Source organism: Lyngbya sp. CCY1209, from assembly GCF_035615495.1.
Lineage (GTDB): Bacteria > Cyanobacteriota > Cyanobacteriia > Cyanobacteriales > Microcoleaceae > Limnospira.
Map to the genome: position 1 here is coordinate 1 of NZ_JAJENU010000296.1, position 11,439 is coordinate 11,439.

The 11,439-nt window shown below is 54.7% G+C and carries 11 protein-coding genes and 1 tRNA gene; 2 read left to right on the plus strand and 10 right to left on the minus strand.

The features are described from left to right. A partial coding sequence (locus tag LKE08_RS08670; protein WP_324703820.1) for a hypothetical protein occupies positions 1-280 on the minus strand: 280 nt, incomplete at its 3' end. Between the two features lie 5 nt (positions 281-285). Beyond that, entirely contained in the window at positions 286-480 is a 195-nt protein-coding gene (locus LKE08_RS08675) for a hypothetical protein (protein ID WP_324703821.1), read from the minus strand. A gap of 86 nt (positions 481-566) precedes the next feature. Between LKE08_RS08675 and LKE08_RS08680 the strand changes: the two genes are divergently transcribed. Further along, positions 567-1,673: a DNA cytosine methyltransferase gene (locus LKE08_RS08680; RefSeq protein WP_324703822.1), complete on the plus strand. Its 1,107-nt coding sequence runs from the start codon at positions 567-569 to the stop codon at positions 1,671-1,673. Positions 1,674-1,955: 282 nt separating this feature from the next. On the opposite strand, the gene LKE08_RS08685 is transcribed toward LKE08_RS08680, so the two are convergent. From LKE08_RS08685 to LKE08_RS08710, 6 genes are all read right to left on the minus strand, one after another. After that, positions 1,956-2,029: transfer RNA gene (locus tag LKE08_RS08685), tRNA-Met, on the minus strand. 44 nt (positions 2,030-2,073) lie between these two features. Then, positions 2,074-3,027, minus strand: a complete 954-nt coding sequence (locus tag LKE08_RS08690) for an asparaginase (protein WP_324703823.1) — start codon at positions 3,025-3,027, stop codon at positions 2,074-2,076. Between the two features lie 35 nt (positions 3,028-3,062). Next, the gene (locus LKE08_RS08695; RefSeq protein WP_324703824.1) at positions 3,063-3,581 is read right to left on the minus strand and encodes a CGLD27 family protein; all 519 of its coding nucleotides are present in this window, start codon (positions 3,579-3,581) and stop codon (positions 3,063-3,065) included. Between the two features lie 158 nt (positions 3,582-3,739). Beyond that, the gene (gene rsfS, locus LKE08_RS08700) at positions 3,740-4,153 is read right to left on the minus strand and encodes a ribosome silencing factor (RefSeq protein ID WP_324703825.1); all 414 of its coding nucleotides are present in this window, start codon (positions 4,151-4,153) and stop codon (positions 3,740-3,742) included. A gap of 155 nt (positions 4,154-4,308) precedes the next feature. Next, positions 4,309-5,550 carry a glycosyltransferase family 4 protein gene (locus LKE08_RS08705; RefSeq protein WP_324703826.1) on the minus strand — a complete coding sequence of 414 codons (1,242 nt, stop codon included), beginning with the start codon at positions 5,548-5,550 and terminating at the stop codon, positions 4,309-4,311. A gap of 199 nt (positions 5,551-5,749) precedes the next feature. Beyond that, entirely contained in the window at positions 5,750-7,390 is a 1,641-nt protein-coding gene (locus LKE08_RS08710) for a DUF3352 domain-containing protein (RefSeq protein ID WP_324703827.1), read from the minus strand. 409 nt (positions 7,391-7,799) lie between these two features. Between LKE08_RS08710 and LKE08_RS08715 the strand changes: the two genes are divergently transcribed. After that, the gene (locus tag LKE08_RS08715) at positions 7,800-8,096 is read left to right on the plus strand and encodes a PepSY domain-containing protein (protein WP_324703829.1); all 297 of its coding nucleotides are present in this window, start codon (positions 7,800-7,802) and stop codon (positions 8,094-8,096) included. 600 nt (positions 8,097-8,696) lie between these two features. Here LKE08_RS08715 and LKE08_RS08720 read toward each other — a convergent pair. Both LKE08_RS08720 and LKE08_RS08725 read right to left on the minus strand, forming a co-directional pair. Continuing rightward, positions 8,697-9,602 carry an alpha/beta hydrolase gene (locus LKE08_RS08720; protein ID WP_324703830.1) on the minus strand — a complete coding sequence of 302 codons (906 nt, stop codon included), beginning with the start codon at positions 9,600-9,602 and terminating at the stop codon, positions 8,697-8,699. Positions 9,603-10,066: 464 nt separating this feature from the next. Continuing rightward, a complete protein-coding gene (locus LKE08_RS08725) occupies positions 10,067-11,251 on the minus strand; it encodes an NAD(P)H-quinone oxidoreductase subunit H (protein WP_324703828.1) in 1,185 nt (394 codons plus the stop codon). Between the last annotated feature and the right edge of the window lie 188 nt (positions 11,252-11,439).

The window sequence follows — 11,439 nt, forward strand, 5'->3', positions numbered from 1 at the left end:
CGCCATTTCCTCGATCAAAAATAATCCCGCCACGGAATTTCCCGCCGCGTCCAGGGGGGGAGAATAACAGGCGATCGTCCCAAACCCATCCTCGCTGGAAGTCTGGGAGTTGGATCTTACCTGCCAAAATATCTGCCAGAATTTTGGGGAGTTGGAGCTTGGTGCTATCGAATGTTGTCATGATGCGATCGGGGAGGTCGTCATCAAAATGACGATGGCAATTTTGCGATCGGCTAAATTTTGCTCGTAACGCAGGTTGCGATCCGTCGTGATTATTCACCGTTTTCAGACTTTGAGGTTGCCGTTTCCCGAAGCCGAGAATCCGATTGAGATTGTAACATTTTTTGACATCGACGCGATCGCGATGATGAGACGCTGCACGGTTCGCACGGATTTCCCGAGTCGGTTTATAGCCTGCCGAAGTTTTTCGCCGTAGGTTTTGCGATCGCAGGGTTCCCTGAGACTTTGGAGGATCTCCAATTCGGGGTCGTGGCGTTTCGACAGCCCGACAACATCAATGTGTTGAGACGATATATAATTTATTACTGTACAGTTGAATTTTTGAAATGGCCGATTTCACCTTCGCAGATCTTTTCGCCGGAATTGGGGGATTCAGAATCGCCCTCGAACGGGCGGGATTGAAATGCCTTTACTCTTGCGAAATCAACGAATCTTGCCGTCAAGTTTATTATGAAAATTTCGGCGAATATCCGGAAGCAGACATTTCGGAAATTGACTTTTCCACCCTTCCCGATGTCGATCTGATAACCGCCGGTTTTCCCTGCCAGCCTTTCAGCATTTGCGGCAGGCGGCGGGGGTTCTCGGACCAACGGGGGACGATTTTTTTCTATCTCTGCGAACTGTTGAAACACAAGCAGCCAGACGTTTTTATTTTGGAAAATGTCAAGCATTTGCTGCATATTGAAAAGGGAAAGACGTTTCAAATTATTTTAAATGAACTCCGCAATTTGGGCTATTTCATCAGCCACGAACTTTTGAACGCCAAAGACTTCGGATTGCCCCAAAACCGGGAAAGGGTTTTTATCGTCGGCTCGAAATATAAGCGGTTTGAGTTTTATAAGTTGCCGAAAATAACGCCCATTCCCCGCTTGAGAGAATTTTTATTGCCTCAAGATAACTTCGATTATCTGTCTCCGGAGGAATACACCCTGATCGAGAATCCCAAACAACAAGATTCGGGGTTGATTTTTGTCGGTTACAGAAATAAAAGTATTTGGAAAAAAGGAGTCCGCCCCAATACCGAACATTTATCGCGAGTTCACCGCCAACCGAATCGGATTTATTCCGTTGATGGAGTTCACCCCACTTTACCGTCTCAGGAGTCGTCGGGCCGATTTTTTATTTATTTGCCCGAGGAAGACCGGGTGCGGAAATTGACGTTGGAAGAATGTTATAAAATTATGGGTTTTCCTGATAATTTTAAAAAAACGCCTTCCACCGCAGATGCCTATCGCCAGATCGGAAATTCCGTCGCCACGACCGTCGTTAAAGAATTGATACGGGAAATGATAAATCAAGAGATTTTTTCCGGCACTCCCAACCGTCAAAAGACGGCCATTTCGGAAAAGAGTTTGCCCCCCGTACAACTGACTATTCCGGGTTTGTCCGTGCGATCGCCCCGGACGATTCCTTCCGTCAGTCAAACAGGCTGAGAACGAGCGATCGCGCCATTTCCTCGATCAAAAATAGCCCCGCCACGGAATTTCCCGCCGCGTCCAGGGGGGGGAGAATAACAGGTGAATCTCTGATTTGACAGGTTTTCAGTTTTGTGATGGGAGTTTTGATTTTTTAGTCAAAATTGATTGATTAATCAACAATTGACCCATCAATTAACCTGTGTGAGGAATGGGTTATGAGTAATTTTTAAGTAGACAAACGGTCATAGCGTATTGAGTCAAGCGCTGTAACCATTGCCGGATTGGAGCTTTCAGAAATAGCGGGGAGCGGATTTGAACCACTGACCTTCGGGTTATGAGCCCGACGAGCTACCAGACTGCTCTACCCCGCGGCACATCTATATACTATAAATGACTTTTTCCAAAACCGCAACCCCTAAACCATCATTAATTCTCCGCTCACCTCCAACCGCTTGAAGTCGTTGAGGCTCATGAACTGCTCCGCAAGGGTTTCGGCGATCGCGGGGCTGATCCAACCCATCTGGGTGAGCAGGTGGATGGCGATCGCGTACTTCGCCCGTTTGGCCCCGTCCATCACCTTGATCGCCAGTCCCATGCCCTCGCCGACCCGGCCAACGCACTGGACGCCCTCGGCCCCGGCCTTGCTGACCAGTTGCCCTTGCGTGAGTCGCATCAGTTCCGTGTCGAAATGTCCCTCCCAGGCGACGAACTCGGGATGGTGGGTCATCGATCGCACGATCCGCTCCATATCCAAATTGTCCCCCGAGGCCAGCTTGGCGTACAGCGTCGCGATCTGGGACAGTTCCATGTAATAGGTCGGTGCCCCGCAGTCGTCCCGGGCGCCGATGAATTCGTCCCCGGGCATCCCCAGCAGCTCCCCCACCTTGGAGATGATCAGTTGTTGGACGGGGTGTTTGCGCTGCAAATAGGTCTCCAGCGGCCAGTGTCGCTGCCGGCACACCGCCAGCATCCCGGCGTGTTTCCCGGAACAGCCGTGTTGGAGGGGGCTGCGCTTCCCGGGCGGTGTCGGACACTGCAGGTGAGAGGGGTCGATGTCGCACCGCCACAGGATGTTGAACGCCTGCCGTGCCTGTTCAATGTCGCCGTGATGGGAACTGCACACGATCGCCAGGTCCCGGTCTGTCAGGTCGTAGCGCTCCAAGGTCCCCGTATTCGTCACGGCCAGAGCTTGGAAGGGTTTGAGCGCGGAACGCACGAAAGTCCCCGTATCCGGGTGGCCGGCGACAAATAGAATTCGCCCCCGGTTATCGCAGACGGTCGCTTGGATGCGATGGACGGCTTCCGTAATTCCTTCCCGCAACAGTCTCACTTCCAATTCCGTTGCCTGTATCCGTTTTCCCCTTGTCATGTCGTCTTCAAAATAGTGTGATTGATCGTCAAAATTCAGCCCGCGATCGCGCCGTTGTAGCCGATCCAAATCGACCCCCCGATCGCCAAAATCGTCCCCAGACCGTAGAACGTCTGTCGGAGTCGGTCTAGGAGGGGGCGGACTTGATGATTCAAAATGAGGCGATCCTGGACGACGAATTCCGGGGTTTTCGGCCAAGTTTGGCCGTCGTACCACCCGGACTCCTCGTAAAATACCGTCGGACTGTTCAGGCGCGATCGGATGTACCACCAGCCCAGGTACAACCGCAGGACGACCAGGGTCAGAATCAAACTCGAACCGGCCCCCGCACTCAACACGAACTGCACCGGGGCCTGCTGGGGTGAAAAACTCGCCGCCGCCACCGGGGCGAAAATCAGCCAACTCCACCCCCACACCCAGGCCAGTTTCCGGAGATATTGGGGCCAGGCCAACGTCACCCAGTGGAACGGCCAAGACCCCTTGAGTTCCTGGTATTCGTTGATGGGAAGCTGTTCGGACGGGACGGGACAGACTGAAACTGAAACCTTTTTCATCGTCTTTTCGGCGCTCGGGATCTTATCGTTTTGAATCGGGATTCGAGCCTGTCATCGGCATCAAAACTTAATGATAGCGAATCGGCGACCGTCAGACGACATCCGGCACTCCGGCCGATCGCGGCATCTTCCGATCGCTGCGTCTGCCGGCCGATCTTTCAAACCCATTCCGACCAATCCACCCGTTCGGCGTGGCCCCAGAACGCTTCCAGGTTGTAGAACTCCCGTTCTTCCGGGAGGAGGATGTGAACGATCAGGTCACCGTAGTCCACCAGCACCCAAGATCCTTCGCCCTGGCCTTCAATTCTCAGTGGGAGTCGCTGGGTTTGCTCCTCAACATGAAGGGCGATCGCCTGGTAGATGGCCCGGACTTGGGTATTGGAGAAACCGGTCACGATCAAAAAGTAATCGGCCAGGTAAGACACTTCCGTGACCCGAAGCAGCGCGATCTGGTCTCCTTTGCGGTCTTCTGCCGCCCGGGCCGCGGCGATGGCGGTGGCCAAGGTCTGATCTCCGAGGTCGGTGGCGACGGCGGAGCCGTCGGCGGATTGAGCGTGGGCATTGTTCAACATTAAGCGATCGAATTCCCCCTGACGTTACGGCATTGCGAGTGGGACGGGTTACATTGATGGTGATATTTTAGCAACTCAAATCTCGATCCGTTTTTCGGACCCCGGTTTTTCTTAATCTCTCCGTCCCCCCCCGACACCCCACACCCGATCTCGAGTTAAGACTCGACGCCGGCCACCGTCGCGAACAGGGCCTCGTACTGATTCAAAGCCTGCTCGAAGCTGAAACAGTCTTCGGCAAATTGCCGTCCCTTGCGGCCGAGGGCTTCGACCCGGGGGCGATCGCGGTACAGTTCCAAAAGGGTATCGGCCATCGCCTGGGCATCTTCCGGGGGAATCACGACCCCGCCGCCGCTCTCGAGGACGGCGACCCTCGCCGTCCCCGTATCGGGGACCGATGCCACTATCGCCCGACCGCTGGCCAGGATCACCGGGATCTTCGAGGGCAGGTTGAAGGCGGTCACATCCCGTTTCTGCACCACCAGGCTCACGTCCGCCGCCGCCAACATTTCCGGCAACCGCTCCCGGGGCTCGAAGGGCAGGAGTGAGACGTTCCCGGCATTTTGGGCGCGACAAAAGTCTCGCAGGTTTCCGAGTGCCCTTTCTTCTCCCACAATGACAAACGCAATTTCGGGAATGTGTTGCAGCTTGGAAGCGGCTTCGATCACCGTTTCCAACCCCTGAGTCAGGGCGATATTGCCCGAGTACAGCACCACGAATTTATCGGTCAACCCGTGGGCTTTCCGAAACGAATTCTCCGGCTTCGGCAGGGGTCGGATAAAATCCGTATCCACCCAATTGGGAATATAAATAATTTTTTCTTTGGGAATGCCCTGCTCGAGCAATTTATCTCTGAACCCTTCCGCGATCACGCTCACCCGGCTGACATTTTGATAGGTCAACTGTTCGACCGATCGCGCCACCCGCAGGATCGGACTTTCGGACTCCACCAACTTGACCCGCATCGCCGCTTCCGAAACGATATCCTGGAGGTTGAGCACCACCGGACAGCGCCGCACCCAAGCGTACAAGCTCACCGGCAGGGACACCAGCAGGGGCGGCACCGTAGCGAAAATCACGTCCGGGCGGAACCCCCGAAAAGCCTGGAGGATGCTGGTGGAAATAAAACTCCCGTCCAACATCAACCGGGCTTTCAAACCCGGTTTCGGCCCCCGAATCCAAACGAAGCTGCGCTGAATGTGGACTCCGTTTCTCTCCTCGTTCAAATACAACTTGCCCCGATAACCTTCGTAGATCTGGCGCTCGGGATAGTTGGGCATGGCGGTGACGACCCGCACCTGGTGTCCCCGCCGGACCAACCCTTCGGCCAGTTCGGTCATCAACGGTGCGATGCCGATAGGTTCGGGATAGTAATTGTAAGAATAGATCAGAATACGCATGATGTCCAGCCAATGTGAAAAAAGCAAAAATTTTTCGGTTTAGAGGCGACAGTTTGAGCTCGAATTGTTGAGGCTTTCGGAGGGGAAAGTGGGACGGTTAAAAGTCGAGCCGACCGTCAGCCGCGACGGTGGTTGATGCACGCCCTGTGACGGTTTCTGTTTCAATCCTACCCATCAACGGGCTTTTACCAATAACTTTTCAATTTCTTTTGGGTTTGAGGGCCAGCAAGACTTCGACTTCGATGCGATCGCTCGTCGGTCGGGCGGCGCTGATCCCGACACCGCGAATCGAATTGAGGAGCGTCAGGGTTTTGGGTTCGACAGCCACGGCCGGCGCCGCCAGCAGGTAACCGGTCGCCCAAGACACCAGATGCTCCATATCCAGATAAACATAACTGTGATTGGCTCGGGGTAACGATTCGGTGATCCTCTGAAATCTGGGATTTTCGGGGAGATTCGGATTGGGAACGAGTGTGATCGTTTCGACCACCGGGCCGCCGAAGGCGACGAACAGGGTATCGGGGGTCAGCCACCCGTGTCCGAACAGGGTCCCCTGTTCGGGGTCGTTCCATTCCGTGACCTCCACCCCCTGAATGGTGCGCCGTTCGACATCGACGGGGGGGTTGCTTTCGGCCACGATCGCATCGAGTTGCTCCAGGGTGGCATCGGCCTGGGGGCGGTCGCCCGTTTCCAACAACAAGACACCGCCCAACCCCAAAGGGGCGAGAATGCCGTCGTCGGAGGCGATCGCCCCCAGGGCAAATTCCCCGTCCATCCAGCCGAAAACCTCCCCGTCGGCATCCAGGTCGAGGGCCCGCAAACCCCGCCGCACCTGGCGCACGAAGTCCCGCACCGGGGGATTTTCCGGCGCCCCGGCGACCAGTTGCGACCAGAGGCGATCGATGCCCTGGCTGTTGATCAAAGCGATGGTTTCTGAGGGAAATCGGGCCACCAATTCCCCCACTTCGGGGGGGGATTCGGGCGAAGTCGGCGGGGGTTGCAGCCGCATCACCCCTTTGAGGCGCAACCCCTCCCCATCCACGCCGACGCCGATGGCGGCAGACTCGACGGGGGTGAGTCGGGAGACGGCACCCCAAGATCGCCAAGATTCCCCCGATAATTCGGCCGCTTGCTCCACAAATCCGGCATAGTCCGCAATGAAGATCGTCATCAGGGGGTTGGGAACGGCGATGTCGTGGAAAAATAAGTCTTCGCTCCCCCAGACGTCGGCTAGGGAGGGTTCCCCCCGCAGGGTGTCGATCGCCCGCTCGATGGGTTCGGCTGTCGCGGCTACCAAGACGCGATCGCCGATGGTGGCGATGCTGTAGCGCTTTCCGCCCTCCTCGGTATATTGGGAAATGGTGATGCCCCGATAGTCTCGCCCTTGATGTTGAATTCCGGTTTGGGAATTCAATCGGTTCGCCAACTGACTCGCCTTGAAACGGTTGCGGATCGCCAAAATCATCAGCAGGTGGGAATCCCCGCCCTGTTCGGGGTCCTCCGGCGGCAGCACGCTCACCATCAGCCCCCCCATCCACGGCTTCAGGTCGCGATCGAAATCCAGGGGCGTCCCCGCCAAACTCTGCCGTTTGAAGTTGGAGAGGATGCGATCGACTTGGTTGCGGGTCGCCCGGGTCCCGAATCGCTTCAAATGCTGGAGGGAGGACGAGTCGGGCGAGATGAACGTCGCCATCAGCGCTTCGTCGGGGACGAGTTTGGCGCTTTCCTCGGGACGGTAAGCCTGCACCCGCAGGGTCCTCAGATAGACGAGAACCGCCACAGTGCCGGTACAGGCGATCGCGGCAGCGGCAATGAGAAGCTTGGATTTGTTGAAGGGCATCTTGATCCGTCTCGATCGCGTCAGAAAGGTCGGGAACCGATTCGCTCGGTGCATCCCCTATCGTAACGCTCTCGGCCGCCCAGAGTCCGTCAACTGTAGCACTATTGGGAATGGGGAATGGGGAATGGGGGGCTCCGCTTGACCGAAGCTCCCTCCCCTTGACCGTTGCTTGACCGTTGACGGACTCTGCTTCCGGTCGCCTCCTGGAACCCCTCCGCTCCCCCCCACACGGTATGATAGCTGCAAGAGTGCGATTTGTATCAAATCCGGTCGAATATCAAAGCCGCCTGGAAATCAATTCCCCGGTGGGGTCGGTTCGCGAACTGCCCCTACATCTGCCGCTCAACTATAACAACTTTTTGGGTTTGAGATTATGAATTTTGCCAAGTTCAGACAACTCCACGCCACGATGGCTCCCATTGTCATGCTACCGCTATTTGTCACCGTTTTTACTGGGGTGATTTACCGCCTCGGGAAAAGTTGGTTCGGCCTGTCGCGGGATCAGGTTCACTTTTTGATGGTGATTCATGAAGGGGAATATTTGGGACAGACTTGGGAACCGATTTACGTTCTTTTGAACGGGTTGGGCTTGCTGTGGATGTTGATTACCGGGGTGACGATGGTGATTCAAAATATCAGGCGATCGCGCTGGTTTCGCAACCTTCAGGCGAACCAAAAAACGGTCACTTCCGATGGCGGCGAGTGAGCTATCAGCTATCAGCTTGGGAGCGATTTCCCAACAGTTTCTTAGATCAAATCTGGTTGAATGCTCGGGACAAAACGGGTTGGATATCAAGACCGCTTGGAAATCAATTCCGGAGGGCGCAAGCCTGACGCCCCTACCCGCTCAAATCATCGATCGATGATTGGGGAGTTATATCATGTCCGCTCAAACAGTTATGATTCCTGGATGCCATCTTCTGAAGCGGCTTCAAACTTTTGCCTATTGCCTCTTGCCTATTGCCTTTTCTCGACGTTAAGTGTCCGTATTTAAACGGACTTGATATGAGTGCAGCCAAATAATTGGATCTGATATGATCCCCTATTCCCGATTCCCGATTCCCAAATTTTTTAAATTTTTTCCGGACTTTAAAAGGCGCGAGGGGGGTTGACAAGGGGTGGCGATGGGCGATAAAATATTGACATTATCCCCCATAATGGGAGTGGTTGTAAAAATATTATTTTTGTCACCACTCCCATTATAAAAAAATAATACCGCAAGTCAAGTCAAAAATCAACCCCCTCGAAAAAAAGTCGAAAATTTTTAACATTTCTTAATTTTTTTTTTTAAAATCGCGAGATCCGGTCAGGCGATCGCATCCGAAGGCGGTTTGGAGTCGGCGGCGGAAAGGTCGCGATCGAGGAATTTCAACACCCGTTGCAAGTACATTTTCTCATCCTCCAACATGGGGAAATGGGCGGTATTGTTCAAAATCTCCAACTGGACGTTTGGATTGAGAGTCGCCGCCTGTTTCGCCATATCCGCCGGAATAATTTGGTCATATTCCCCAGCCACCAACAACGTGGGGACGGTCAATTTTTTAAACTCCTTGGGAAACCATTCCGTCGCCTCTTTGCTGACGGAGGTCAAAACGGTTCCGTAAGCCGCCCCGAAATCCGCCAACAAGAAATCCTCCAAAAAGGCGCGACTGACGGGGCTCGGGAGGGAACGGTGCAGGAATCGCGCCATAAAGAATTTGTGAATGAGCGGCAGTTTCGCCATCCATTTGGGGCGGAACATGACGACGTAGCGGCTGAATTTGTGGAAGGTGTTGAATGATTTTTCATCGTATTCAAAAATACCGCTGCAAGTCAAAATCGCCCGTTCCACCCGTTCCGGATAGCGGTTGAGGAAAATGGCGGCGACGGAGGCGCCCATCGAGTGGGCGTTCAGATAAATTTTATCGAGATTTAGGGTATCCAAAAGGATGGCTAAATCTTCGGCATATTCGATCAATTCGTAGCTGCGATCTTCCCCTTCCGGGAGGCGGTTGGAACGTCCGAAGCCGCGCATATCGTAGAGGAGGCAGTGAAAGCGATCGCCGAGCGATCGCGCCGTGCTTTCCCAGTAGCGGGACGAGCCCCCCCAGCCGTGCACGAACACCATCACCGGCTTGGAGCTCTCGGGACTGTGCGGCGTTCCCACCCACTCGTAATAGTGATCGACACCGTTAATCGTAATATAAGATTGCTCGGGATGCAAGCTGACCATCGCGCCTCCAATCGTCCAATTCACCGATCGCATACCGACCCGAAAGCCGATCAATATTCATCCTACCGCAACTCGACCAAAAATGTTAGTATCCGCCAACGGCTGGGGTGCGATCAATGTGAATTTGCGCGGGTTGGATTTGAGTCATTTCGTCCTGACGAATTGCTTTTTAAAAGATAGCGATTTGAGTGATGCTTGCTTCAACCTAGAAACCGGGTTTCTACCAACATCTGAGCGGGGAACCCAACACGCTCCTAGAAACCCGGTTTCGGACTCCAACGCGGTTTCTTCGTCAATGCTGAAAGGCCAACAGAAACCTGGGCGGTACGATCTGCAACTGCAAACTGCGGTAAACGGCGATCGCATCCCCGCGCCCTCCGTTCCGGCCCCCCTTAAAGGGATCTCAAAGTCCCCCTTATCTACGAAGGGGGATTTAGGGCGGTCGCCTTTTGGAAAAACAACGATCAGCGATCGACCGACCCCATAATAATATCGATGCTTCCCAAAATTGCCACGACATCGGCAACTTTCGCACCCTTCACCAAGTCCGGGAAAATCTGCAAATTGTTGAAATCCGCCGCCCGAATCTTGAACCGCCAGGGGAAAACGTTGTTGTCGCCGATAATATAAATCCCCAATTCGCCCTTGCCGCTTTCGACCCGGGCGTAATGTTCGCCTTCGGGAATTTTGAACGTGGGGGCGATTTTCTTGCCGATAAATTGGTAGTCGAAACCGTTCCACTCAGATTTGGGTCCTTCCATCATCCGCTTGGCTTCCAAGTTCTCGTAGGGGCCCCCCGGCAGTCCGTCCAGGGCTTGGCGAAGAATTTTAACCGACTCCCGCATTTCCCGAATTCGGACTAAATACCGAGCCATGCAGTCTCCCGCCGTTTCCCAGTGGACATCCCAATCGAAATCGTCATAGCATTCATAGTGATCCACTTTCCGCAGATCCCACTTGACGCCGGACGCCCGCAACATCGGGCCGGAGAGCCCCCAGTTGATCGCCTGTTCCCGGGTGATGGTTCCGAGTCCTTCGATGCGGCGGCGGAAAATCGGGTTGTTGGTGATCAGCTTTTCGTACTCGTCCACTTTGGGGAGGAAGTAGTCGCAGAAGTCGTGGCACTTGTCCACCCAGCCATAGGGCAGGTCCGCCGCCACGCCGCCGATGCGGAAGTAGTTATTGTTGACCATCCGATAACCGGTGGCGGCTTCCCAGAGGTCGTAGATCATTTCCCGTTCCCGGAAGATGTAGAAGAAGGGGGTCTGGGCGCCGACGTCGGCGAGGAAGGGGCCGAGCCATAATAGGTGGTTAGCGATGCGGTTGAGTTCCAGCATGATCACCCGGATGTACTGGGCGCGTTTGGGAACTTCGATGTCGGCCAACATTTCCGGGGCGTTCACCGTCACCGCTTCGTTGAACATTCCGGCGGCGTAGTCCCAACGGCTGACGTAGGGGACGTACATGATGTTGGTGCGGTTTTCGGCGATTTTTTCCATTCCCCGGTGCAGGTAGCCGATGACGGGTTCGCAGTCCACCACGTCTTCCCCGTCGAGGGTGACAATCAACCGCAGTACCCCGTGCATGGAGGGGTGGTGGGGTCCCATGTTGATGACCATGGGTTCGGTGCGAGTTTCGATTCTGCTCATATCGGTGTAAACGTCTGAATGGGTTCGGGTCGAGTGACGGAGTGGGATGGATTCCACTTCCGTCTCAGGTCAACCTACTGTAAGCGTCGCGATCGCGGTACAGTGGTGTTGAATGTGCGATTCGTTCGGGAGTGAAATAAGGCTGAAATGCCTGAAATAACCTCCTGGTAAGGCTTCCATCCCCTTGG